This is a genomic window from Streptomyces siamensis (genome assembly GCF_039543605.1).
GTDB lineage: Bacteria > Actinomycetota > Actinomycetes > Streptomycetales > Streptomycetaceae > Streptomyces > Streptomyces siamensis.
In genome coordinates this window covers 122,585-146,360 of sequence record NZ_BAABKB010000030.1, presented here as the reverse complement: position 1 = coordinate 146,360, position 23,776 = coordinate 122,585, and the positions used below count along the sequence as shown (strand labels likewise).

The 23,776-nt window shown below is 71.4% G+C and carries 20 protein-coding genes; 8 read left to right on the top strand and 12 right to left on the bottom strand.

What is annotated here, in order from left to right:
- Positions 1-27: 27 nt before the first annotated feature.
- Both ABEB03_RS31505 and ABEB03_RS31500 read right to left on the bottom strand, forming a co-directional pair.
- On the bottom strand, positions 28-2,958 hold the full coding sequence (locus tag ABEB03_RS31505) for a protein kinase domain-containing protein (RefSeq protein ID WP_345656242.1): 2,931 nt from the start codon (positions 2,956-2,958) through the stop codon (positions 28-30).
- Positions 2,959-3,127: 169 nt separating this feature from the next.
- Entirely contained in the window at positions 3,128-5,245 is a 2,118-nt protein-coding gene (locus tag ABEB03_RS31500; protein WP_345656453.1) for a serine/threonine-protein kinase, read from the bottom strand.
- 183 nt (positions 5,246-5,428) lie between these two features.
- On the opposite strand from ABEB03_RS31500, the gene ABEB03_RS31495 reads away from it, so the two are divergent.
- A complete protein-coding gene (locus tag ABEB03_RS31495) occupies positions 5,429-6,529 on the top strand; it encodes a serine hydrolase domain-containing protein (protein ID WP_345656241.1) in 1,101 nt (366 codons plus the stop codon).
- A gap of 61 nt (positions 6,530-6,590) precedes the next feature.
- Here ABEB03_RS31495 and ABEB03_RS31490 read toward each other — a convergent pair whose 3' ends face one another.
- Positions 6,591-8,297: a glycerol-3-phosphate dehydrogenase/oxidase gene (locus ABEB03_RS31490; protein ID WP_095936094.1), complete on the bottom strand. Its 1,707-nt coding sequence runs from the start codon at positions 8,295-8,297 to the stop codon at positions 6,591-6,593.
- Between the two features lie 272 nt (positions 8,298-8,569).
- Between ABEB03_RS31490 and ABEB03_RS31485 the strand changes: the two genes are divergently transcribed.
- The 3 genes from ABEB03_RS31485 (at position 8,570) to ABEB03_RS31475 (ending at position 10,748) form a co-directional block, all read left to right on the top strand.
- Positions 8,570-9,778 (top strand): nucleotide sugar dehydrogenase, encoded by a 1,209-nt coding sequence (locus tag ABEB03_RS31485; RefSeq protein ID WP_345656240.1) that lies wholly within the window; start codon positions 8,570-8,572, stop codon positions 9,776-9,778.
- A 152-nt stretch (positions 9,779-9,930) separates the two neighbouring features.
- Entirely contained in the window at positions 9,931-10,479 is a 549-nt protein-coding gene (locus ABEB03_RS31480) for a hypothetical protein (RefSeq protein ID WP_345656239.1), read from the top strand.
- Between the two features lie 2 nt (positions 10,480-10,481).
- Entirely contained in the window at positions 10,482-10,748 is a 267-nt protein-coding gene (locus tag ABEB03_RS31475; protein WP_345656238.1) for a hypothetical protein, read from the top strand.
- Between the two features lie 77 nt (positions 10,749-10,825).
- Here ABEB03_RS31475 and ABEB03_RS31470 read toward each other — a convergent pair whose 3' ends face one another.
- The 4 genes from ABEB03_RS31470 to ABEB03_RS31455 all read right to left on the bottom strand — a co-directional run bounded on the left by ABEB03_RS31470 (position 10,826) and on the right by ABEB03_RS31455 (position 15,333).
- Complete coding sequence (locus tag ABEB03_RS31470; protein WP_028805395.1) at positions 10,826-11,950, bottom strand: GuaB3 family IMP dehydrogenase-related protein; 1,125 nt, start codon at positions 11,948-11,950, stop codon at positions 10,826-10,828.
- Between the two features lie 175 nt (positions 11,951-12,125).
- The gene (gene guaB / locus ABEB03_RS31465; RefSeq protein ID WP_345656237.1) at positions 12,126-13,631 is read right to left on the bottom strand and encodes an IMP dehydrogenase; all 1,506 of its coding nucleotides are present in this window, start codon (positions 13,629-13,631) and stop codon (positions 12,126-12,128) included.
- Positions 13,632-13,877: 246 nt separating this feature from the next.
- Positions 13,878-14,453, bottom strand: coding sequence for a sigma-70 family RNA polymerase sigma factor (locus ABEB03_RS31460; protein WP_028805397.1), 576 nt, complete (start codon positions 14,451-14,453; stop codon positions 13,878-13,880).
- Positions 14,454-14,721: 268 nt separating this feature from the next.
- The gene (locus tag ABEB03_RS31455; RefSeq protein ID WP_003948568.1) at positions 14,722-15,333 is read right to left on the bottom strand and encodes a response regulator transcription factor; all 612 of its coding nucleotides are present in this window, start codon (positions 15,331-15,333) and stop codon (positions 14,722-14,724) included.
- 389 nt (positions 15,334-15,722) lie between these two features.
- Between ABEB03_RS31455 and ABEB03_RS31450 the strand changes: the two genes are divergently transcribed.
- Positions 15,723-16,052, top strand: coding sequence for a WhiB family transcriptional regulator (locus ABEB03_RS31450; protein WP_028805398.1), 330 nt, complete (start codon positions 15,723-15,725; stop codon positions 16,050-16,052).
- An 88-nt stretch (positions 16,053-16,140) separates the two neighbouring features.
- Here ABEB03_RS31450 and ABEB03_RS31445 read toward each other — a convergent pair whose 3' ends face one another.
- Positions 16,141-17,034 carry a LysR family transcriptional regulator gene (locus ABEB03_RS31445; protein ID WP_345656236.1) on the bottom strand — a complete coding sequence of 298 codons (894 nt, stop codon included), beginning with the start codon at positions 17,032-17,034 and terminating at the stop codon, positions 16,141-16,143.
- An 80-nt stretch (positions 17,035-17,114) separates the two neighbouring features.
- On the opposite strand from ABEB03_RS31445, the gene ABEB03_RS31440 reads away from it, so the two are divergent.
- The 3 genes from ABEB03_RS31440 to ABEB03_RS31430 all read left to right on the top strand — a co-directional run bounded on the left by ABEB03_RS31440 (position 17,115) and on the right by ABEB03_RS31430 (position 19,488).
- The gene (locus ABEB03_RS31440) at positions 17,115-17,786 is read left to right on the top strand and encodes an MOSC domain-containing protein (RefSeq protein ID WP_345656235.1); all 672 of its coding nucleotides are present in this window, start codon (positions 17,115-17,117) and stop codon (positions 17,784-17,786) included.
- 94 nt (positions 17,787-17,880) lie between these two features.
- A complete protein-coding gene (locus tag ABEB03_RS31435) occupies positions 17,881-18,654 on the top strand; it encodes an SDR family NAD(P)-dependent oxidoreductase (RefSeq protein ID WP_345656234.1) in 774 nt (257 codons plus the stop codon).
- A 126-nt stretch (positions 18,655-18,780) separates the two neighbouring features.
- Positions 18,781-19,488, top strand: a complete 708-nt coding sequence (locus ABEB03_RS31430) for an ester cyclase (RefSeq protein WP_345656233.1) — start codon at positions 18,781-18,783, stop codon at positions 19,486-19,488.
- Between the two features lie 155 nt (positions 19,489-19,643).
- Here the strand turns inward: ABEB03_RS31430 and groL are convergent, their stop codons facing one another.
- From groL to ABEB03_RS31410, 4 genes are all read right to left on the bottom strand, one after another.
- The gene (gene groL, locus ABEB03_RS31425; RefSeq protein WP_095936085.1) at positions 19,644-21,272 is read right to left on the bottom strand and encodes a chaperonin GroEL; all 1,629 of its coding nucleotides are present in this window, start codon (positions 21,270-21,272) and stop codon (positions 19,644-19,646) included.
- A 111-nt stretch (positions 21,273-21,383) separates the two neighbouring features.
- Positions 21,384-21,692 carry a co-chaperone GroES gene (gene groES, locus ABEB03_RS31420; RefSeq protein WP_028805404.1) on the bottom strand — a complete coding sequence of 103 codons (309 nt, stop codon included), beginning with the start codon at positions 21,690-21,692 and terminating at the stop codon, positions 21,384-21,386.
- A gap of 250 nt (positions 21,693-21,942) precedes the next feature.
- Positions 21,943-22,728, bottom strand: a complete 786-nt coding sequence (locus tag ABEB03_RS31415) for a polysaccharide deacetylase family protein (protein ID WP_425589335.1) — start codon at positions 22,726-22,728, stop codon at positions 21,943-21,945.
- 56 nt (positions 22,729-22,784) lie between these two features.
- Complete coding sequence (locus ABEB03_RS31410; RefSeq protein ID WP_345656232.1) at positions 22,785-23,669, bottom strand: polysaccharide deacetylase family protein; 885 nt, start codon at positions 23,667-23,669, stop codon at positions 22,785-22,787.
- Between the last annotated feature and the right edge of the window lie 107 nt (positions 23,670-23,776).

Below are 23,776 nucleotides of genomic sequence, written 5' to 3'. Positions count from 1 at the left end.
GGGGCCGGACGACCGTACGGTCCGTGCTCAGCCGGTGACTTGGTAGGTCTGCGACGCCTGCTCGTACAGGCGGGTCACCTCGTCCCGCTCGGCCTCGGGCCCGCGTACCTGCACCACGTGATAGCGCCCGCCGACGAGGATCGCGAGATTGCGGACGTAGAGCGAGCGGTCCTGGGAGTCCTGCCAGGTGAACTGGCCCTCGGCCATGGCCCGTCCGCCCACGTCGATGCGCCGCATCCCGCTGGACGTCGCCCAGGTCGAGTCCCGGAACGGCTGCAACTCCTTCTCGCTCTCCCGCTGGTACGTCATCGGGTCACTGCCGTACGTCCCCGTGCCGTCCCGGCCGGGCACCACGATGAGCTCGAAGTCGCCCTGCGAGTAGACGACCTGACCACGGCCGTTCTTCGGCGCTCGGTCCCAGCCGCTCGCCACGGCGACCCGGAATCCCTCGGGATCCTTGCGCAGGGTGAAGCCCCTGGCGACGTCCGGGTCGTCCGGGTTCTGCGAGGCGGCCGAACTGGACGCCCCCGAAGGACTCCTGTCCGTGCCCGGGGAGGTCTGGTCGGGACGTGGCTCGCTGCTCGCCTTCGTGTCCCCGCCGGTGTCGGGCGGGGAACCGACGTCCCCGGCGGCGCCGGTCCGCTCGTCCGCCGGACCGCCGCTCCGGTCGGCCTTGGGCATGAAGACCATGGCGTACGCGATCGCGGCGGCCAGCAGGAGCAGGACCAGCAGGAGCAGGTTCCGCCCGAGCCGGCGGGGTTTCGCCGTCCGGTCCTGTCTGGCGCGCTTGTGGCGGGCGTGCGGACTCGTCGCGGGCAGCCCTGCGCGGCGCCTGCGGACGAGCTCGCCCCGGCGTCGCACGATCGGCAGCCGGCTCGGGTCGACGGGGGGTGCCGCGACGACATGCGCCCCCGCCTCCGGTTCCGGCGCGGACCGCACCAAGGACCGCAGCCAGCCGCGCAGCTCCTCGAAGTCGAGGCGCTCGGTGGGGTCCTGGCGCAGCAGCGACTCCACGACGGGCCTCAGCGGCCCGCACTCCTCGGCGAACGCGGGCGGCTCCGCGCACACCAGCTGCACCAGCTCGGCGGTGTTCTCCTCCGGGTAGGGCGCATGACCCTGCACGGCGCGGAAGAGGAGCGCGCCCAGTGCCCACAGGTCGGTCGCGGGGCCGATCGGCGCCGCCAGCTGCCAGTTCTCGTGGACGGGGCCGGCCTGTTCGGGCGCCCACCGCTCGGTCACGGGGCCGACCACGGCCATCCGGGCCTGCCGGGCCCGCTCCGCGGCGAGCGCCGTGCCGGGCCCGCGGCGCGAGGGCGCGGCACCGACGAGCTCGCCCCAGCCGCCGCCCCCCGCCTGCACGTCCCGTGCCTGCGGGCCCTGCCCCGGTCCGGCCTCGGTTCCGTAGGAGAGGCCCTGCGTGCGTCCGTCACCGGGTGCCCGGTCGGCGTCGGCGCCCCGAGGAGTGCCGTGGGTCTGCGCGGGTACACCGGGGCCGCCGCCCTGCCCGGCGGCGGAGGTCTGCTGTCCGGGTGCGAGCGCGGACAGGCCGCTCCGTGCGACCGCCCCGCCGTGCGCGCCTCCGGGGAGCGCGCCCTGCCGGCCGTCACCGCCGCCGACGGCCCCGGCTCGTGGCTGGGCGCCGTGCCAGCTGCCGCGCCCTCCGACGCCGTACGGATCGGCGATCTGCCCGGGAGGTGCGGTGTGGGGGCGCTCCACGCCCTGGCCCGGCAGCTGAGGCGGTCCGCCGTGTCCGGCCTGGTGCGGGCCGGGGTTTCCCGGCACCTGGGTGTCGTGCTGCCCGGGGTGCTCCGAGGGCCTGGGCGCCGGGAGCGCGAACCGGTCGCCCCGCTGTTCCTCCTGTACGCGTGCCGCGGCGCGCGCCCCGGCGCGGTACGCGGCGATGGCTCCTGCCCGCGCCGCCCGGATGTCGCCGCCGGGGCCACCGGATCCGTCCGCTCCTCGGCCGCCCCCGGCGGCCGGGCCGCCCGGTTCGAGCGCCCGCGGGCCGGTGCCCGAAGCGGCTCCGGGCATCCCCGGAAGGGACGTGCCGTGCTCCGCCCGCGCCTCGATCGCGGCCCGCCGCGCCGCCTCGGAGTCGGCTCCGGACGTGGCGGCCACGGCGACGCCGGGCACACCGCCGTTCCCGGGAACGGGGCCGCCGGGGCCCCGGTCTCCGGCACCCCGGGGCGCTCCCCGTGTGCCGGGCCCCAAGGCACCGCGCGAGGCGTCCGCGCCCGCCGGACCGCCGCGCCCTGCCGGTCCGTTCTGCCCTGCCGGTCCGTTCCCCGCCCGACCGGTGCCGTCGGCTCCGGTCCCCGGCGCGGGTCCGGCGCCGGCGTCCTCGCCGGCGGGCACCGGGTCGTAGCCGCACAGCGCTTCCTCGGCGGCCCCCGCGGCGAGACCGGTCAGCATGACCCGGCCGTCGTCGCAGACGAGCACCGTGCGCACGGTGATGTTGCGGTGCACCCAGCCGTGCGCGTGCAGGACCCGCAGCGCGGTGAGGACGTCCGAGGCGACCTCGGCGGCGCGGTAGGGGCTCAGCGGCTTCTCGGCGAGCAGTGCGGCCAGGGACCTGGCCGGCACCAACTCGCTCACTATCCACAGCGACCCGCCCTCGGCGAACACGTCGAAGACCTGGTCGAGCCGCGGATGGTCCGGGATCTGCGCGGCGGCCTGGGCGGCCTCGACGGCCCTGCGCACGGCCGGTTCGGTGGGCCGGCGGGTGGTCCGCGCGGACGCCCGCCGTGCCCCGCCGTCCCGGGCCACGAACCCCTCGGGCAGGCCGTCCGCGTCGAGCACCTCGGCCTCGACGACCTCCGGCAACGGCACCTGCCGTACCAGGACTTCCTGCCCGCTGTAGGTGTCGAAGGCGCGGGACTCGGCGAACTCGTACTCGTCGGACGGGGGCAGCGGCAGCCGGTAGCGGTCGGCGAGGACCCGTCCCGCATAGTCGTCCACGATGCCTCCCCCGGCCGATCGGTTGGTCAATTCCGTTCGCCTTGCGTTCCGTTACGGCTTCGTACGGTCCGCAACCACTCACGATACGTGCCGGAGGCAACCCGCAAGCGGGGATGCGAGATCTCAGGGCCACCATCCGTGGCGGAACGTCACACCGGTGAGCGGTACGTCACGACTTCGGCTGGAACGTCTTGGTCAGCGTCTTCCAGGTGTCCTTGCGCAGATCGCTGTCCCAGTCGGCCGCTTTCGCCGTGTACATCAGGGCATATCCCTGATGCGAGTTGACGACGAATCCGCGGTCGATGGACCGGTACTTGGTGCCGCCCTCCGAGTAGGTGAACTCCCAGTCGGCCGTGTTCCAGCCGCGATAGTCCACCTTCTCTATGCGCACCCGCTGATACTGCGAGCGCACCATGTACCGCTCCTGGTTCTTCCAGTCCGCGACCGGGTCGTCCTTCGGCGTCGTCGTCCAGCCGACGAGGAGCTTCTGACCGTCGGGGCCGGTGAAGCGGGCACCCGCGGCGCCCGTGGACTGGTACTTCCAGCCCTTCGGAAGCCCGATCGAGAAGCCCTGCGCGCTCTTGTACTTCGACACGGCCGTGGAGTCCGACTCCTTGCCGCCGTCCGAACCGCCCGACGGGGCCTCCGCGCTCGCCGACGGGTCCGACGTGTCGTCCGCGTTCCCGTCCTCGCCGGAGCCCTTGCCCTTGTCCTTGCCCTTGTCCGACTTGTCGTCGTCGCTGTCCGTGTGGGCGGCGCCGCCCTTGTCCTTGTCGCCGCCGCTGCCGCCCGCGGTCACACCGCTGGAGGCGGCCGACCTGGTGTCGCCGCTCTTGCCGCCCTTGGCCCCCTCGTCGTCCCCGCCGCCGAGCGTGAGCGCCAGCACGGTCCCGAGCACGGCCAGCGCCACGAGCACCGCGACGATCACCAGCGTCCGGCGCGGTACGACATCCGTGAGCGACGCCCGCGGTGCCGGCCGCGGCGGCCGCTCCGGAGCCACCGGCCAGCCCGACCCGGAGACGCCGCCTGCCGAGCCCGCGGAGCCCGCCGCCGAGCCCGCAGCCGAACCGGAGTCCGACGACGCTCCGTCACGAGCCCCCGTCTTCCCGGCGGAAGCCGCCCCGGCCCCGGAGGCCTTCCCGGACACCGGCGCCGAGGGTGACGACGAGGTGGCGGCACCGGCCGAGGCCGCTCGCTCGCTCGCCGCCGTACCGGCGGACTCCTTCGCACGCGCCGTCGCCGCCGCGGTGGCGGCTCCGGCAGCCGAGGCGGCCTTGCGCACGGAACGCAGCGCCCCGCGCAGCCGATCCCCGGCCTCCTCGCCCCGCTTGCCCGAGGCGCCGCCCGAACCCTTGCCGGGTCCCTCGTCGGGCACCGGCGGCAGAGCCACGACCTTCGTCGCGTCGACCGGCTCCGGCTCCGCCTTCTTCGGTTCGGGCGTGTGCAGCACCTCGTTGAGCAGGGAGCGCGCGCCCGCGTCGTCGAGCCGCTGCGCGGGGTCCTTGGCCAGCAGGCCGTAGATCACGCTCTCCAGAGGGCCCGCGTTCTTCGGCTGCTCGACCGGCTCGGTCATCACCGCGGTGAGCGTCGCGATCGCGGAACCCTTGTCGTACGGAGGGACGCCCTCCACCGACGCGTACAGCAGACCGCCCAGCGACCACAGGTCGGCCGCGGGGCCCGGCTTGTGCCCGCGGGCCCGCTCCGGCGAGATGTAGGAGGGGGCGCCGACGAGCATGCCGGTCGAGGTGATGGACGGGTCGCCCTCGACCTGGGCGATGCCGAAGTCGGTCAGCACGACCCGGCCGTCGTCGGAGATCAGCACGTTCGACGGCTTCACGTCCCGGTGCAGGATGCCCTCACGGTGCGCCGAACGGAGCACGTCGAGTATCGCCAGACCCACCTCGGCGGCGCGCCGCGGCGTGAGCAGCCCGTCCTCGCGGATGACCTCGGCGAGCGACTTGCCCTCGACGAGCTCCATCACGATCCACGGCCTGTTGTCCTCGTCGACCACGTCGAAGACCGTCACCGCGCCGTTGTTACGGATCCGGGCGATCGCCTTGGCCTCGCGCAATGTGCGCGTGACCAGCCGTCGCTTCTCCTCCTCGTCGATGCTCGACGGGAACCGCAGCTCCTTGACGGCGACGGTGCGGCCCAGGGTCTCGTCCTTGGCCCGCCACACCGTGCCCATGCCGCCGCGGCCGAGAACATCCCCCAGCCGGTACCGCCCGGCGAGGAGACGTTCGCTCTTGTCCTGACGGGATGCTCCCGCCCGCTCCGCCTCCGACATGCGTCCCCTCATGCAACCCGCCCTGACAGAGCCTCCATTGTCCCTCACCCGACAAGCGCTCAGCGCCCAGGGTGCCTCTCACGCGACGACGGCCCGGCGACCGCGACGTCACTCGGGCCGGGACCGCCGCGGACCCCCGGGACGACGTCCCGCATGATGGACCGCGACAAGGAAGGACCGCCGATGCCTGCACGCCGGACACCTCGGACACTCCTGGCCATACCCGTGTCCCTGGCGTTGTTCCTGCTGGTCCCGGCCGACCTGCCGGACCAGGCTCCGGCAAGCTCGCCGACAGGCCCCTCGGTCCGTTCCCGAAGTCCTGTGGCAGCCGCGACGAACGCCGCGCTCTCCCGTCTCGTCACCCGGGGCGGAGCCCCGGCCGCCGCTCTGCTGACCCGCGAGGAGTCCGGCACGCGCTTCGCCACCACCGGTGGCGCGATAACGCGCTCCGACCACTTTCGGGCGGGCAGTGTCACCAAGACGTTCATCGCGACGGTCGTCCTGCAACTCGCCGCCGAGCACCGGCTGTCCCTGTCCGACACCGTGGACGACCACCTTCCCGGTCTGGTGCGCGGCGCCGGCAACGACGGCCGCGAACTGACCCTGCGCGCCCTGCTGACGCACACCAGCGGCCTGCACGACTTCACCGCGGACACCGGGGGCACCGTCCCCGTGACCCCGCTTCAGGCCGTACGCATCGCGCTCACCCACCCTCCGGCCGACCGCGGCCGCTTCGCCTACTCCAACACCAACTACGTACTGCTCGGCCTGGTCGTCGAGCAGGTAACCGGCCACTCCTACGCCGCCGAGGCGGAGCGGCGCATCATCGCCCCCCTCGGTCTGTCCGGAACGTCCTTCCCGGGAAGCCGCCGCTCCCTGCCCGCGCCGCACGGCCGGGCCTACGCAGCGGACGGGTCGGACGTCACCACGCTCGACCCGCGTGCGGCCGGCGCGGCGGGCGAGCTGGTCAGCACCCTCTCCGACCTGAACCGCTTCTACGCGGCCCTGCTCGGCGGTGACCTGCTGCCCCCGCACCTGCTGCGCGAGATGCGCAACACCCGGACCGCACACGGCTCGTACGGCATGGGGCTGTTCCCCGTGAAGCTGTCGTGCGGCGTCACGGTGTGGGGGCACAACGGCCGGATCAGCGGCAGCTACGTGCGCACCGCGGCCACCGTCGACGGCCGTCACGTCCTCACCTTCCGGGTGAACACGGACGGATTGGCAGAACCCGGCCTCGAACCCGCGCTGCTCGCGGCCGAGTTCTGCCCCCGCACCCCGTAGAACGACTGGATTGCGGACAAAGATCCCCACTCCCGACACTCGTTCGAGTGACGAGCGGGGTCTACAGCGGCACGATGTCCGGCGCTCCGAGCCGGGCCGCGTCCGCCGTCAGGTCGTCGGGCTGCCGCTGCGACTCCCGCTCGGCCTCGACGCGCTTCTCGTAGTGCTCGACCTCGCGCTCGATCTGGTCCTTGTCCCAGCCGAGGACCGGGGCCATCAGTTCGGCGGCCTCGCGGGCGCTGCGGGTGCCGCGGTCGAAGGTCTCGATGGAGATGCGGGTGCGCCGCGTCAGGACGTCGTCGAGGTGCCGGGCGCCCTCGTGCGAGGCGGCGTAGACGATCTCGGCGCGGAGGTAGTCCTCGGCGGCCGCCAGGGGCTCGCCCAGGGAGGGGTCCTCGGCGATGAGGTCGAGGAGTTCCTCGGCGAGCGACCCGTACCGGTTCAACAGGTGCTCGACGCGCACGACATGGATTCCGGTGCGCTGCGCGATCCGCGCCCGCGCGTTCCACAGGGCGTAATAGCCCTCGGCCCCGAGCAGCGGCGTCTCCTCGGTGACGCATTCGGCGACCCGCTGGTCGAGGCCGTGCACCGCCTCGTCCACCGCGTCCTTGGCCATCACCCGGTACGTCGTGTACTTGCCCCCGGCCACGACGACGAGCCCGGGCACGGGGTGGGCCACGGTGTGCTCGCGCGAGAGCTTGCTGGTCGCGTCCGACTCCCCGGCGAGCAGCGGCCGCAGGCCCGCGTAGACGCCCTGGACGTCGTCGCGGGTGAGCGGGACCGCCAGCACCGAGTTCACGTGTTCCAGGAGGTAGTCGATGTCGGCGCTGGACGCGGCGGGGTGCGCCTTGTCGAGGTCCCAGTCGGTGTCCGTGGTGCCGACGATCCAGTGCCGGCCCCAGGGGATCACGAAGAGGACGGACTTCTCGGTACGCAGGATCAGACCCGTCGTCGAGTTGATCCGGTCCTTCGGCACGACGAGATGGATTCCCTTGGAGGCCCGTACGTGGAACTGGCCGCGCTCCCCGACCATCGCCTGGGTGTCGTCGGTCCACACGCCCGTGGCGTTGACGACCTGCTTGGCGCGGATCTCGTACTCCCCGCCGCCTTCGACGTCCTGGACGCGGGCACCGACGACCCGTTCGCCCTCGCGCAGGAAGCTGGTGACGCGGGCGCGGTTGGCGACCTTCGCGCCGTACGACGCGGCGGTGCGGACCAGGGTGGCGACATAACGGGCGTCGTCCATCTGTGCGTCGTAGTACTGCAGGGCGCCGACCAGGGCGTCCTTCTTCAAGGCGGGTGCGACGCGCAGGGCCTGGCGGCGGCTCAGGTGACGGTGCCTGGGCAGGCCGCGGCCGTGGCCCCGGGCCAGCGACATGGCGTCGTAGAGCGCGACGCCGGAGCCCGCGTAGAACCGCTCCCAGCCCTTGTGCTGGAGCGGATAGAGGAACGGGACGGGCTTCACGAGGTGCGGTGCGAGCCGTTCGAGGAGGAGGCCGCGCTCCTTGAGGGCCTCGCGCACCAGGGCGAAGTCGAGCATCTCCAGATAGCGCAGCCCACCGTGGATCAGCTTGCTGGACCTGCTGGACGTGCCTGATGCCCAGTCACGGGCCTCGACCAGGCCCGTGGACAGACCGCGTGTCACGGCGTCGAGCGCGGTGCCCGCGCCGACCACGCCCGCGCCCACGACCAGCACGTCCAGCTCGCGCTCGGCCATCCCCGCCAGTGCCTCGGCACGCTCGGCCGGCCCCAGTGTCGCTGTCCTCATCGCTGCCTCCCGCTGTCCGTCGCGCTGGCCGCACCTGTCCGGCGAGACCGGGCTCGCATCCCCCCGCCCTCAAGTCTGACCGCGATGTCCTGCTTCGGCCACCGTCCGATCCTCAGCCTGTGGACAACTCTCGACGACGCGCAGGGAATCTCAGCCAAACAATCCAGCAAATCGGTCATATTTACTCCTAGTGTGACATTGCACTCGCTCGTTCTGTCCACCGGGCTTGCGCACCTGTCCCGCTTCGGCTACTGGGAAGGACGGCCCACGCCATGCCCGCAGATCTCGCCGTCATCGGACTCGGTCATCTCGGCCTGCCCCTGGCCCAGGCCGCCGTGGCCGTCGGCATCCCCACACTCGGCTACGGAACGGGGCCCGAAAGCGGCCCCCTCACCCCGGCCGAGCTGCGCCGGATGCTCGCGGGCGGCTTCCGGCCGACCACCAACCCGGCCGAACTGGGCCGGGTGCGCACCGCGGTCATCTGTGCGCCGACCCCGCGAGGTGCGGACGGCGGCCTCGACCTCGGCCAGGTGGAGGCCGCCGCCCGCACCCTGGCCACCCGGCTGCGCCCGCACACCACGGTGATCCTGGAATCACCCGTGTACCCCGGAACCACCGAGGATTTCCTGCGTCCTCTGCTCGAAGAGGGTTCGGGGCTGCGCGCGGGGCGCGACTTCTTCCTCGCCTACTCGCCCGGCCGGGTCGACCCCGGCAACCGCGACTTCACGCCCGCCAACACGCCGAAGGTCATCGGCGGCCTGACCCCCGCCTGCACCGAGTCGGCCGCCGCCTTCTACGGCCGTCTCACGGACAAGGTGGTACGCGCGCGTGGACCGCGCGAGGCCGAGACCGTGCAGCTGCTGGAGACCAACTACCGCCACGTCAACATCGCGCTCGTCAACGAGATGGCGGTGCTCTGCCACAGTCTGGGCGTCGACCTGTGGGACGTCATCCGGTGCGCCGAGACGAAGCCGTTCGGCTTCCAGGCGTTCCGTCCGGGCCCCGGTGTCGGCGGGCACGGCACGGCCCAGGACCTCGGTGGCCACACGGGGCGCACCCTGCGGATGGTCGAACTGGCCCAGCAGGTCAACGACCAGATGCCGCAGTACGTCATCCAGCGCGCCGCCACGCTCCTCAACGAGCACGGGAAATCGGTCCGCGGCGCACGCGTGCTCCTCCTCGGCGTCACGTACAAGGCGGATGTCGTCGACCAACAGGGCACCCCGGCCCACGAGATCGCGGTCCGGCTGATGGAACTCGGCGCCTCCGTCAGCTATCACGACCCCTACGTGCCGGCGTGGAGCGTCCTGGAGCGGCCCGTGCCACGCGCCGACTCCCTCTACGAGGCCGCGGCCGACGCCGACCTGACGATCCTGATCCAGCAGCACCGCACCTACGACCTGCAAGGTCTGTCCGTGAAGGCCCAACTCCTCCTGGACACGCGGGGAGCGACTCCGACAGGAGCGGCGCACCGCCTCTGACCTCCCGGTAATCCCCTCCCACCCGGTCACCCGGGCCTGCTACTGTGCGGCAGCTCTCGCACACAGGTGCGCCCGGGTCACGGGCGCCCACAGGTGTGCTCCCACGCCTTGCGCACACCACAGGTGCGCCCGCATTCCCTGGGGGGAACCACATGAGTCAGTCGACTCCGCCGCCGTCCGGCCCGCCGATCGAGAACAACCCGTACGCGGGTCAGGCGCCCGCCCCCGGGCCGGATGCCCCGCAGGGCGCGCCCCAGCCGGGCTTCCCGGTCGCCCCGGTGGCGCCGGCCGCTCCGGTGCGCGACAACCTGGCGCTCGGCCTGGCCGCCGCCGTCGTCGCCGCGCTGGTCGCCGCGGGCGTCTACGGCGCCATCATCGGTCTGACCAAGCACGAGATCGGCTGGGCCGCGGTCGGCGTCGGCTTCCTCGTCGGCCTGGCCGCGGGCCGCGTCGGTGGCCGCAACCAGATCCTGCCGGTCGCCAGCGTGATCCTGTCCGTCGCCTCGATCTACCTCGGCCAGCTCGTCGGCGAGGCCATGATCGGCGCCAAGGAGCTCGGTGTCGGCTTCAACGAGGTCTTCTTCGACCACTTCGACGTGGTCCAGGAGGCATGGAAGGCCGAAGCCGACCCGCTGACGTTCGTCTTCTTCGCGATCGCCGCGTACGTCGCGTTCTCCAGCACCCGCAAGGCCGGGGTCTGAGGATGCCCCCCTATGCGTTCTTGATGCTGCTCGGCCTGCCGGCCGCGACAGCCGGCTGCTGGGTCGCCTTCAACATCCGGGGAGCCGCCGACGCGCTGGAGGCCCTCCGGCAGCGCAACCTGGACCTGAACGCCCTGGCCGCAGGCAGCTTCGCTCCGCCGGCCGGCTCGACCCTCGGTCTCCGCTACCGGGTGTACGGCACGGTCGCCGGCATCGGCGGCGTCGTCCTGGTCCTCGCGAGCATCGCCGAACTGCTGACCAACGGCTGACAGGCCGGTCTCACGACGAAGGGCCCGTTCACCGAGATGAACGGGCCCTTCGCGTGTACAGGCTTCGTGCCCGCGGACTACCGCTTGTGCTGGGAGTCCGCGACCGTCACCTCGACGCGCTGGAACTCCTTGAGCTCGCTGTAGCCGGTGGTGGCCATGGCGCGGCGGAGGGCGCCGAAGAAGTTCATCGAGCCGTCGGGGGTGTGCGAGGGCCCCGTGAGGACCTCCTCGATGGTGCCGACGGTGCCGAGGTCCACCTTCTTGCCGCGCGGCAGCTCCTCGTTGACCGCCTCCATGCCCCAGTGGTGGCCGCGGCCCGGCGCGTCGGTCGCGCGTGCGAGCGGGGAGCCCATCATCACCGAGTCGGCGCCGCAGGCGATCGCCTTGGGGAGGTCCCCGGACCAGCCGACGCCGCCGTCCGCGATGACGTGCACGTACCGGCCACCGGACTCGTCCATGTAGTCGCGGCGGGCCGCGGCGACGTCCGCGACCGCGGTGGCCATGGGCACCTGGATGCCCAGGACGTTGCGCGTGGTGTGCGCGGCGCCGCCGCCGAAGCCGACGAGGACACCCGCCGCGCCGGTGCGCATGAGGTGCAACGCCGCCGTGTAGGTGGCGCAGCCGCCGACGATCACCGGGACGTCGAGCTCGTAGATGAACTGCTTCAGGTTCAGCGGCTCCGAGGCGCCCGAGACGTGCTCGGCGGAGACCGTGGTGCCGCGGATGACGAAGATGTCCACGCCCGCGTCCACGACGGCCTTGGAGAACTGGGCCGTGCGCTGCGGGGACAGGGCCGCGGCGGTGACGACGCCGGAGTCGCGCACCTCCTTGATGCGCTGCCCGATCAGCTCCTCCTTGATCGGAGCCGCGTAGATCTCCTGGATGCGGCGGGTCGCGGTGTCCGCGTCCAGCTCGGCGATCTCGTCGAGCAGGGGCTGCGGGTCCTCGTACCTCGTCCAGAGGCCTTCGAGGTTGAGGACGCCCAGGCCGCCCAGCTCGCCGATGCGGATCGCGGTGGCCGGGGAGACGACCGAGTCCATCGGGGCGGCCAGGAACGGCAGCTCGAAGCGGTAGGCGTCGATCTGCCAGGCGATCGAGACCTCCTTCGGGTCCCGCGTACGGCGGCTCGGGACGACGGCGATGTCGTCGAAGGCGTACGCCCGGCGGCCGCGCTTGCCGCGCCCGATCTCGATCTCAGTCACGTGTGTGGCCTTTCCCTCTTCGCTTCTGCGCCTCCCAGTATCCCCGACGCCCACGCCGAGGGCGGCCCCGGAACCTCCGGGACCGCCCTCGGGACACGGATCGGCGCGTGTCCACGCGCGCGTGGACGACGATGGGCCCCCACGCGCGCGTGGGGGCCCATCGGTGCCGTACGGGTTACTTGCGGCTGTAGTTCGGCGCCTCGACCGTCATCTGGATGTCGTGCGGGTGGCTCTCCTTGAGGCCCGCCGAGGTGATCCGGACGAACCGGCCGCGCTCCTGGAGCTCGGGGACGGTGCGGCCGCCGACGTAGAACATCGACTGGCGCAGGCCGCCGACCAGCTGGTGGACGACCGCGGAGAGCGGACCCCGGTAGGGCACCTGGCCCTCGATGCCCTCGGGCACGAGCTTCTCGTCGGAGGCGACGCCCTCCTGGAAGTAGCGGTCCTTGGAGAAGGAGCGCTGCTCGCCGCGGGACTGCATGGCGCCCAGGGAGCCCATGCCGCGGTACGACTTGAACTGCTTGCCGTTGATGAACAGCAGCTCGCCCGGGGACTCCTCGCAGCCGGCGAGCAGCGAGCCCAGCATCACCGTGTCGGCGCCCGCGACCAGGGCCTTGGCGATGTCGCCGGAGTACTGCAGGCCGCCGTCGCCGATGACCGGGACACCGGCCTCCTTGGCGGCGAGCGACGCCTCATAGATCGCCGTCACCTGCGGCACGCCGATGCCGGCGACGACGCGGGTGGTGCAGATGGAGCCGGGGCCGACGCCGACCTTGATGCCGTCGACGCCCGCGTCGATGAGCGACTGGGCACCGTCGCGGGTGGCGATGTTGCCGCCGATGACGTCGACGCCGGACGAGTTCGACTTGATCTTGGCGACCATGTCGCCGACGAGGCGGGAGTGACCGTGCGCGGTGTCGACGACGATGAAGTCGACACCCGCCTCGATGAGGGCCTGGGCGCGTTCGAAGGCGTCACCGGCCACACCGACGGCCGCGCCGACGAGCAGCCGGCCCTCGGCGTCCTTGGCGGCGTTCGGGTACTTCTCGGCCTTCACGAAGTCCTTGACCGTGATGAGGCCCTTGAGGACACCGGAGTCGTCGACGAGCGGAAGCTTCTCGATCTTGTGGCGCCGCAGCAGTTCCATGGCGTCCTGGCCGGAGATGCCGACCTTGCCGGTGACCAGCGGCATCGGCGTCATGACCTCGCGGACCTGACGCGAACGGTCGGTCTCGAAGGCCATGTCGCGGTTGGTGACGATGCCCAGGAGTTTGCCGCCGCCGTCGGTGACGGGCACCCCGGAGATGCGGAACTTGGCACAGATCGCGTCGGCCTCGGCGAGCGTCGCGTCCGGGTGCACCGTGATCGGGTCGGTCACCATGCCGGACTCGGAGCGCTTGACCAGGTCGACCTGGTTGGCCTGGTCCTCGATGGACAGGTTGCGGTGGAGGACGCCGACACCGCCCTGGCGCGCCATCGCGATCGCCATGCGGGACTCGGTCACCTTGTCCATGGCTGCGGAGAGCAGCGGGATGTTCACCCGCACGTTCTTCGAGATGTACGAGGCGGTGTCGATCTGGTCGGGCGCCATGTCCGACGCGCCCGGCAGCAGCAGCACGTCGTCGTAGGTCAGCCCGAGTGTCGCGAATTTGGCGGGCACTCCGTCGACGTTGGCAGTCATGACACCTTCCCCAAATGGCCTTGATCGGTGCGGATGTCCATGCTAACGGGAAGCATGGCTCTCTCATTCCACGGTTGAGGGTGCGCTTCGGCTTCGTATGTTCGTACGGGTCCGGTGACCTCGACGTTCATCACGGGTTCGGCCCGGGGCACGGACAGCGGGACACCTCCCTCCGCTCCCGTCGCCCTTCGCACCTGTGCGAGGGGAAATACCGCCGGCCGCGGCACGCGCCGCGGCGACGGACGGCTACTGCTCCGCGAGCGCCCGCAGACGGCTGAGCGCCCGATGCTGGGCCACCCGCACGGCCCCGGGTGACATTCCCAACATCTGGCCCGTCTCCTCGGCCGTCAGGCCCACCGCGATGCGCAGCAGCAACAGTTCGCGCTGGTTCTCGGGGAGGTTGGCCAGGAGCTTCTTGGCCCATTCGGCGTCGCTGCTGAGCAGGGCGCGCTCCTCGGGACCGAGGGAGTCGTCGGGGCGCTCGGGCATCTCGTCCGAGGGGACGGCCGTCGAGCCCGGGTGGCGCATCGCGGCGCGCTGGAGGTCGGCGACCTTGTGCGCGGCGATGGCGAAGACGAACGCCTCGAAGGGGCGCCCGGTGTCCTTGTAGCGCGGCAGCGCGAGGAGAACGGCGACGCAGACCTCCTGCGCCAGGTCCTCCACGAAGTGCCGCGCGTCGCCCGGAAGCCGGGACAGACGGGTGCGGCAGTAGCGCAGCGCGAGTGGGTGTACGTGGGCGAGCAGGTCGTGCGTGGCCTGCTCGTCGCCGTCGACCGCGCGATGGACGAGCGCGCCGATCACCGTCGTCTCGTCTTCGCGCATCGGTCCATGGTGCCTCGGCGTCGTCCGTTCCGTGGCACCGCGTCCATAGTTGTGCACCGAAGCGTTATGAGCAGGTGCGCCGGAACTCATCTCCTGCGCCCTCCCCTTCCGCTCGACCGACCTGTCCCCGAGGAACTCCACACCTCAAGGATGCGGCATCCGCCGGGAAACGGGGATCGGGCACCGAAGAGGCTCTCTGTGAGGGCCCGGCCCCGCCCGCCGTCGAGCGGGCGGGGGCTGCTGCCGTCATACCCTCGGGGCGGTTCACCTAGCGAACCAGACCCCACCGGAAACCGAGCGCCACGGCGTGCGCGCGGTCCGAGGCGCCGAGCTTCTTGAAGAGCCGCCGGGCGTGCGTCTTGACCGTGTCCTCGGAGAGGAACAGCTCGCGACCGATCTCGGCGTTGGAGCGGCCGTGGCTCATGCCCTCGAGAACCTGGATCTCCCGCGCGGTGAGGGTGGGCGCGGCGCCCATCTCGGCCGAACGCAGTCTGCGCGGCGCGAGCCGCCAGGTCGGGTCGGCGAGCGCCTGCGTCACGGTGGCGCGCAGCTCGGCGCGCGAGGCGTCCTTGTGCAGATAGCCGCGGGCGCCGGCGGCGACGGCGAGCGCCACGCCGTCCAGGTCCTCGGCGACGGTGAGCATGATGATGCGCGCACCGGGGTCGGCGGACAGCAGCCGCCGGACGGTCTCCACGCCGCCCAGTCCGGGCATGCGTACGTCCATCAGAATGAGGTCCGAACGGTCGGCACCCCAGCGGCGGAGGACTTCCTCGCCGTTGGCCGCCGTCGTCACACGCTCGACGCCGGGCACGGTCGCCACCGCGCGGCGGAGCGCCTCTCGGGCAAGCGGGGAGTCGTCGCAGACGAGGACGGATGTCATGGCCGTCCTCCGCAGCTGATGCGCGTCACCTTGAGCCTCCAGGCTGGTACGAATCGTCACCTGTGCGGTCGACACTCGCCGACGGATTCTGCCGTCTGCCCGAGCGCTTGTTCCTTCAACCGCCTCCGCACTCTCAACGATGGTCACTCGAAAGAGTTACGGGGCACTCCGTCGTCTTCGGCACTGTACGTGAGGGTGCGGACACGGTGCAGACATGCACAACGGACCCTCAATGTTTCATCACAACCTATGCCCCATTTAGACCGATTTCTTCCCATTTGCTGGTGTCTGCGGCTAGATTCGCAATGAGTCATATTTTCATCTCCTTAGATCGTAGATGTACGGTCGGTGGGGCATAGCAGCCCAGAACGGCAACAAGGGGACACGCAATGGCAGATTTCTCCCGCCTTCCCGGTCCGAACGCGGACCTCTGGGACTGGCAGCTCCTCGCGGCCTGCCGCGGGGTCGACAGCTCGCTCTTCTTCCACCCGGAGGGCGAGCGTGGTGCGGCACGGAGCGCTCGCGAGAACTCGGCCAAAGAGGTCTGCATGAGATGCCCGGTACGCGCCGAGTGCGCGGCACACGCCCTGGCGGTGCGCGAGCCGTACGGCGTGTGGGGCGGACTGACCGAGGACGAGCGCGAAGAGCTCATGGGGCGGGCGCGCAACCGGCTGGTCTCGGCATCGGCCGGTGGAAGCAGTCACGCTTCGAACAACTGAAGGAACGTTTCTTCACTCCGGGCACGCGTACGTGTGCCCCTGAATCGGCCTGCACGCACGCGTGCGGCCCGACGTCCGCCACCGCCCGTCAGCGGGCGGCGGCCCGTGCCAGCCGGTCGAGCGTCGCCGCCACCGCCGGCACCTGCGCCAGATCCGGCAGCGTGAGGGCGACGATCTCGCGCCGCACCGGCGGCTCCACCGTCACCGTGCGGGCCCGCTTCGGCCGGACGGACTCGATGGCCAGTTCCGGGAGCACCGCGACACCGAGGCCCGCGCCCACGAGACCGACCACGGCCGGGTAGTCGTCGGTGGCGAAGTCGATGCGGGGCTCGAAGCCCGCGCCCCGGCACACCTCGACCAACTGTCCGCGGCAGCGCGGGCAGCCCGCGATCCACGACTCGCCCGCGAACTCGCCGATGGCCACCGACCCGGCCCCGGCCAGACGGTGACGCTCGGGCACCAGCGCGACGAGCCGGTCCGTCAGCAGGGGCCGGACGACCAGGTCGTCCCACTCCTCACCGCCCGTGCCCTCGTAGCGGAAGGCCAGCGCGATGTCGCAGTCGCCGTCCCGGAGCTTCTCCACGGACTCCGGCGGTTCGGCCTCCTCCAGGAAGACGCGGGTCCCCGGGTGCGCGGCGCGCAGTGCGGCGAGGGCGGTCGGCACGAGGGTGGAGCTCCCGCTGGGGAAGGACACGAGCCGGACCCGGCCCGCACGCAGCCCGGCGATCGCGGCGACCTCCTCCTCGGCGGCCGTGAGACCGGACAGGATGCTCGCGGCGTGCTTCACCAGCGCCTCGCCCGCCTCGGTCAGACGCATCTCACGACCGGTGCGGATCAGCAGAGGGGTGCCGACGGAGGCCTCCAGCGCCTTCATCTGCTGACTGACGGCCGGCTGGGTGCAGCCCAGCTCGCGCCCGGCCGCGGAGAAGGAGCCGGTGGCGGCGACGGCGCGCAGGACACGGAGATGACGGGCCTCGATCACCCTCCGAGCATAAGCGAGCCTTGGGGTGCGCCGCCAATATCGCGTCGACGCTTTGGCCGTGGTCGCCTAGCGTTGAGGGTATGAAGCTTCTGTCGCTGAATCTGGGCCGGGCACAGGCCGTTGCGTACACCGACCAGCCGGAGGGCCTGACCGGCATCGACAAGCAGCCGGTGGACGGTGCCGTGCGGGTGACCGCGCCCGGCCCCAAGTCGATCGGCGGCAGCGGACTCGCCGGGGACGCGGTGTGCGACGGGCGCCACCACGGCGGCGACGACCAGGCGGTGTACGCGGTGGCCCGCGAGGACCTCGACGACTGGGAGCGCGAGCTCGGCCGGCCGCTGCGCAACGGCGTCTTCGGCGAGAACCTCACGACCGAGGGGCTGGACGTCTCCGGTGCGCGGATCGGCGAGCGCTGGCGCATCGGCTCCGAGGTCGTCCTGGAGGTCACCAGCGGGCGCATCCCCTGCCGCACCTTCCAGGGGCACCTCGGCGAGAAGGGCTGGGTCAAGCGCTTCACGCAGAAGGCCGCGCCCGGCGCGTATCTGCGGGTGATCGAGCCCGGTGAGATCCGCCCGGGCGACGCGATCGAGATCGTGCACCGGCCGGACCACGACATCACGGTCGCCCTCCAGTTCCGCGCCGTGACGACCGAACGGGAGCTGCTGCCAAGGCTGTTGACGGCCGGCGACGCGCTGCACCCGGAGGCACGGGCGAAGGCCCGGAAGTATGTGGCCGACCAGGGCGACCGGTAGCGGGCGGACCACGGCGCGGGGAACTCTTCGGACGCGGCCGGGCGTTGGACGACGGCGGGCGCCGGACGCCTGGCCAGGTCACTAACCTTGCGCCATGACAACGGCTCTGATTACGGGATCGACCGCGGGGATCGGTGCCGCCTTCGCGCGGCGCCTGGCGGCTGACGGGCACAACCTCGTTCTGGTGGCGCGCGACACGAAGCGACTGCAGGAGCAGGCCACCGAACTGCACGACCGGCACGGCATCGAGGCGGAGGTGCTGACGGCGGACCTGGCGACCGACGGCGGCATCGACGCGGTCGCCGCGCGCCTCGGCGACCGGAGGAACCCGGTCGACCTCCTGGTCAACAACGCGGGCTTCGGCAACAAGGGCCGCTATCTGGACGTATCGATGGCGGACGAGCTCAAGATGCTCAAGGTGCACTGCGAGGCGGTGCTCCGGCTGACGTCTGCGGCGACCGAGGTGATGCGGGAGCGCGGCCGGGGCGGAGTCGTCAACGTCGCCTCGGTGGCCGCGTTCGTGCCGCGTGGCACGTACGGCGCCTCGAAGGCATGGGTCGTGCAGTTCACGCAGGGCGCTGCGCGGGACCTCGCGGGCAGCGGGGTGCGGCTGATGGCGCTGTGCCCCGGGTTCGTGCGCACCGAGTTCCACCAGCGCGCCGGGATGGGCACGGACAACATCCCGAAGTGGATGTGGCTCGACGCGGACAAGCTGGTGGCGGCGGCGCTCGCGGACCTCGCCCGGGGCAAGTCGCTGTCGATCCCGGACCCGCGGTACAAGGCGCTGATGGGCGTGGTGAAGGTGACGCCGCGGGCGCTGCTCGGCGGGATCTCGTCGAGGACGGGGCGGAAGTACGGGCCGCAGTGAGCTGGGCCGGGCCGTTAGTGCCTGTCCGCACCCTCGGGTGATATCCCCTTCAACCACGACAGTTGAGGGGGATTTTCACTAAAATGGACGCATTCATCCGGACCGCGTGGGCCGGGAGGCTGCGCCATGACATTCGTGCAACTGATCGACTGCAAGACGAGCCGGTTCGACGAGATGAACCGGCTGATGGACACCTGGGTCGAGCAGACCCGGGGGAAGCGGACCGCGACGCACAGCGTCATCGGCAAGGACCGGTCCGACGCGTCCCACTTCATCGAGATCGTGGAGTTCCCCTCGTACGAGGAGGCGGTGCGGAACTCGAACCTGCCGGAGACCGACAGGATCTTCCAGGAGATGGTCGCCCTCTGCGACGAGACGCCGACGTTCACGGACCTGGACGTGATCCGTGACGAGCAGCTGTACGAGGCCACCATCCGCCGGTTCTTCGACACGGTGGCCACCGCGGGCGACCTGCCGCCGCTCAACGACCTGATGGTCGAGCACTACCACGACCACGATCCCGCCAACGAGCAGGACAACCTCGGCCTCGACGCCATGCGGCGCGAGATCGAGATGTGGCGGGGCGGGTTCGACTTCTCCTTCACCGTGGACGACCAGCTGGCCCAGGGCGACCGCGTCTGCACGCGGTGGACCTGGAACGGCACCCACACCGGCGACTTCATGGGGATCCCTCCGAGCGGGATGACGGTCACCATGACGGGGACGACCGTCTTCCGCTGCCAGGAGGACGGGAAGATCGCCGAGGGCTGGTGGCAGTACGACCGGCTGGGACTGATGGCCCAGCTCGGCGCGCTCGACGCACTGGAGAGCTAGGGAGCCGCGGTCCCCGGAACACCTCGCGAGGCTCCGGCCCCGGTGGGGTCGGCGAACGGAAACGCGGAAGGCCCCCGCTCCGTGTCGGGAGCGGGGGCCTTCGCGAGGCACTGCTCGACGTCGCGCCGGCGACGTCACGCCGTGCGGCGCGGTTCTCAGTGGGCGTGCCCGTGGCCGTGGCCGTGGCCCGCGTCGGCCTCCTCCTCGGCCGGCTTCTCGACGACCAGGGTCTCGGTCGTCAGGAGCAGCGAGGCGATGGAGGCGGCGTTCTCCAGGGCGGAGCGGGTGACCTTGACCGGGTCGATGACGCCGGCCTTGACCAGGTCGCCGTACTCGCCGGTCGCGGCGTTGAAGCCCTGGCCCTTGTCGAGCTCGGCGACCTTGGAGGTGATGACGTAGCCCTCCAGGCCGGCGTTCTCGGCGATCCAGCGCAGCGGCTCGACGGCGGCGCGGCGGACGACCGAGACACCCGTGGCCTCGTCGCCGGTCTTGCCGAGGTTGTCCTCGAGGACCTTCACGGCGTGGACGAGCGCGGAGCCACCACCGGAGACGATGCCCTCCTCGACCGCGGCGCGGGTCGCGGAGATGGCGTCCTCCAGACGGTGCTTCTTCTCCTTGAGCTCGACCTCGGTGGCGGCGCCGACCTTGATGACGCACACGCCGCCGGCCAGCTTCGCGAGGCGCTCCTGGAGCTTCTCGCGGTCCCAGTCGGAGTCGGTGTTCTCGATCTCGGCCTTGATCTGGTTGACGCGGCCGACGACCTCGTCGGAGCTGCCGCCACCGTCGACGATCGTGGTGTCGTCCTTGGTGACGGTCACGCGGCGGGCGGTGCCGAGCACGTCCAGGCCGACCTGGTCGAGCTTGAGGCCGACCTCCTCGGCGATGACCTGACCACCGGTGAGGGTGGCGATGTCGCCGAGCATGGCCTTGCGGCGGTCACCGAAGCCGGGGGCCTTCACCGCGACGGCGTTGAAGGTGCCGCGGATCTTGTTCACGACGAGGGTGGAGAGGGCCTCGCCCTCGACGTCCTCGGCGATGATCAGCAGCGGCTTGGAGGCGTTGGACTGGATGACCTTCTCCAGCAGCGGCAGCAGGTCCTGGATGGAGCTGACCTTGCCCTGGTGGATGAGGATGTACGGGTCCTCGAGGACGGCCTCCATGCGCTCCTGGTCCGTCACGAAGTACGGCGACAGGTAGCCCTTGTCGAAGGCCATGCCCTCGGTGAAGTCCAGCTCCAGACCGAAGGTGTTGGACTCCTCGACGGTGATGACACCGTCCTTGCCGACCTTGTCCATCGCCTCGGCGATGAGCTCGCCGACCTGCTGGTCCTGGGCGGACAGCGCGGCGACGGCGGCGATGTCGGACTTCTCGTCGATCGGGCGCGCGGTGGCGAGCAGGTCGTCGGAGACGGCCTTGACGGCCGCGTCGATGCCCCGCTTCAGCAGCGCCGGGGAGGCGCCCGCGGCGACGTTCTTCAGGCCCTCGCGCACGAGCGCCTGGGCGAGCACGGTGGCGGTGGTCGTACCGTCACCCGCGATGTCGTTGGTCTTGGTCGCCACCTCCTTCACCAGCTGGGCGCCGAGGTTCTCGTACGGGTCCTCGACCTCGACCTCGCGGGCGATGGTGACACCGTCGTTGGTGATGGTGGGGGCGCCGAACTTCTTGTCGATGACGACGTTGCGGCCCTTGGGGCCGATCGTCACCTTGACCGTGTCGGCAAGCTTGTTGACGCCGCGCTCAAGGGCGCGACGGGCGTCCTCGTCGAACTTCAGGATCTTCGCCATAGGAGCGGTTCAGCCCTCTCGGAAAACTGGGAGAAACGAACGGCGCCCCCGGCGCCCGGCTTGTTGACGTCGCGGGGGCCAGGGGCGCAGTTCACTGCAATTCTGGGTGAATTACTTCTCGACGATCGCGAGCACGTCGCGGGCCGAGAGGACGAGGTACTCCTCGCCGTTGTACTTCACCTCGGTGCCGCCGTACTTGCTGTACAGCACGACATCGCCGACGGTGACGTCGAGCTCGACGCGCTTTCCGTCCTCGATGCGGCCCGGGCCCACGGCCAGGACGACGCCCTCCTGGGGCTTCTCCTTGGCGGTGTCCGGAATGACCAGGCCAGAGGCCGTGGTCTGCTCGGCGTCCAGCGGCTGGACCACGATGCGGTCCTCGAGCGGCTTGATGGCAACCTTGGAGCTGGCGGTCGTCACGATCCGACCTCCCCCTTCGGAGATCTCACGGGGTTAACTGTCTGAGGTGGCGACCAGGTCGATCCGTCGTCGCGGGTGCCGGACCTGCCCGTCGCTATTGGCACTCTCCAGGGGGGAGTGCCAGGGCCGAGACTATGACTGCGATTAGCACTCGGTCAAGCGGAGTGCCAACGCGGCGCTTACATGTCCGCAAAACCTCGGCGCACGTGCGCGCGCGTCCACGTCCGCTTCCCCGTCCCTGAGGCGGAGCTCAGAGGTAGTCCTCCAGCCGGGCCACCGTGAATCCCTGCGCCTGGATGCGGCGCAGCAGACGGGTCGTGGAGTCGATGAGCGTCACTCCGCCGGTGTCCTCGGGCCGGGCCAGGACGATGTCGCCCGGCCGCAGCTCGTGCCCCTGCTCGTAGCTCAGCCCTTCCGCCCGCATGGAGGCCCGCCACAGCACGACGGCGGCGACCCCGCAGTCGGCGGCGGCACGCAGCGTGGTGTGGTCGTAGGTGCCGTACGGGGGCCGCAGCAGCCGGGGCCGGATGCCGAAGCGCTGTTTGAGCTTGTCCTGCTGGCCGCAGATCTCGGCGCGCTGGCCGGCGTAGGGCAGGCCGCGCAGGGAGGCGTGGTCGAGGGTGTGGTTCTGCACGCTCGCGCCGACCGCGCGGAGCCGGGCGAAGTCCCCGTACCCCGGCCCGAGGACGGTGTCCGTGAGGAACATGCTGACCGGCAGCCGCAGTTCACGGACCATGTCGACGAACCGCGGATCACGCTCGGCGCCGTCGTCGTAGGTCAGGAAGACCACTCGATCGTGGGTGGGGACGTGGTCCACGACGGGCGGCAGTCCGGGGCCGGCGGGGCGCGCGACGGTCCGGGCGGGCGGGCGCGGCGGGCGGGCGAGCGGGGCGGCGAGGCCCCAGCGGCGGTACGCCGACTCCCGGGGCCGTACCTTCTGCGCCGCCTTCTTGCCCAGCCGCCCGATGGGGTCGACGGACGGGGCGCAGCCGGTGAGCAGCACGGCGGCGAGCAGTCCCCCGCCGAGCGCACGCACCCAGCGCCGCGCCGGGTGCGGTGGCCGCGGGCGCGCCGGGCGCCGCACCCGGAGCCTCACAGGTAGTCCTCCAGGCGCGCCACCGCGTAGCCCTTGTCCGTGACCTTCTTCAGGAAGCGGCGGACCATGTCGGTCATCGTGCCGTCCCAGTCGGCGCGGCCCCGGAAGTGGGTGAGGACGATGTCGCCGGGGTGCAGGTCGCGGTCGTCCTCGCGGTACTCCCAGTGGTCGACGTAGACCTCCTCGTCCCAGATCGGGGCGTACTCGATGCCGCAGGACTTGGCGGCGCGCAGGGTGTCGCCGTTGTAGTTGCCGTAGGGCGGCCGGAAGAGCGTCGGGCGCTTGCCGAACTGCTTCGTCATGATGGCCTGCATGCCGCAGATCTCCTCCCTCTGCTCGTCGTACGACAGCCCGGGGAGGTACGGGTGGTGCAGCGTGTGGTTGTTGAGGGTGACACCGCGGTCGCGCATCTCGCGGAAGTACCCGTAGTCGTCCTTGATCAGGTAGTTGCTGAGGAAGGCGGTGTACGGGATCTTCAGGTCGCTCATCATCCGCAGGAACTTCGGGTCCTTCTCCTCACCGTCGTCGATGGTGAGGAAGACGACCTTGTCCTTGGTGGGGACGGTGGTGAAGACCGGGGGCAGCCCCTCCTCCTCCTGACCGTCGACCTCGAACCCGTCGCGGGCCTTGATCACCGGCTTCGTGGCGGGCGGCGCCGGGGGCACGAGCGGCGCCCTGTCCAGGCCCCAGCGCTCGGCGGCGGCGACGCGCTCGGCCTGGCTGTTGCTCACCCGGTCGGCATAGGAGCCGGCGGCCGGGGACGCCTTGACCTTCGGCTGCTGACCGGGGGTCCCCTTGACGCCGGATTCCTCGCCGGAGCAGCCGGAGACGAGAGCGGTGAGGGCGAGCACGGCAAGACCGCCGCGAACACCGGCCCGCATTGCGGCGTTTTTATCATTTTGTCGCACTGATCGCATGGTGCGGGATCTTCCCAGCGCGAGCCGCTCACGAGGCCCCGACACCACCGCGGCCCCACGGCCGGACGCGC

Coding starts and splice junctions, on each gene's coding strand:
- ABEB03_RS31500 (WP_345656453.1), bottom strand. CDS start 5,245: ATGTCGGAGGCGGAGCGGGCGGGAGCATCCCGTCAGGACAAGAGCGAA.
- ABEB03_RS31495 (WP_345656241.1), top strand. CDS start 5,429: ATGCCTGCACGCCGGACACCTCGGACACTCCTGGCCATACCCGTGTCC.
- ABEB03_RS31490 (WP_095936094.1), bottom strand. CDS start 8,297: ATGAGGACAGCGACACTGGGGCCGGCCGAGCGTGCCGAGGCACTGGCG.
- ABEB03_RS31485 (WP_345656240.1), top strand. CDS start 8,570: ATGCCCGCAGATCTCGCCGTCATCGGACTCGGTCATCTCGGCCTGCCC.
- ABEB03_RS31480 (WP_345656239.1), top strand. CDS start 9,931: ATGAGTCAGTCGACTCCGCCGCCGTCCGGCCCGCCGATCGAGAACAAC.
- ABEB03_RS31475 (WP_345656238.1), top strand. CDS start 10,482: ATGCCCCCCTATGCGTTCTTGATGCTGCTCGGCCTGCCGGCCGCGACA.
- guaB (WP_345656237.1), bottom strand. CDS start 13,631: ATGACTGCCAACGTCGACGGAGTGCCCGCCAAATTCGCGACACTCGGG.
- ABEB03_RS31460 (WP_028805397.1), bottom strand. CDS start 14,453: ATGCGCGAAGACGAGACGACGGTGATCGGCGCGCTCGTCCATCGCGCG.
- ABEB03_RS31455 (WP_003948568.1), bottom strand. CDS start 15,333: ATGACATCCGTCCTCGTCTGCGACGACTCCCCGCTTGCCCGAGAGGCG.
- ABEB03_RS31450 (WP_028805398.1), top strand. CDS start 15,723: ATGGCAGATTTCTCCCGCCTTCCCGGTCCGAACGCGGACCTCTGGGAC.
- ABEB03_RS31440 (WP_345656235.1), top strand. CDS start 17,115: ATGAAGCTTCTGTCGCTGAATCTGGGCCGGGCACAGGCCGTTGCGTAC.
- ABEB03_RS31435 (WP_345656234.1), top strand. CDS start 17,881: ATGACAACGGCTCTGATTACGGGATCGACCGCGGGGATCGGTGCCGCC.
- ABEB03_RS31430 (WP_345656233.1), top strand. CDS start 18,781: ATGACATTCGTGCAACTGATCGACTGCAAGACGAGCCGGTTCGACGAG.
- groL (WP_095936085.1), bottom strand. CDS start 21,272: ATGGCGAAGATCCTGAAGTTCGACGAGGACGCCCGTCGCGCCCTTGAG.
- ABEB03_RS31410 (WP_345656232.1), bottom strand. CDS start 23,669: ATGCGGGCCGGTGTTCGCGGCGGTCTTGCCGTGCTCGCCCTCACCGCT.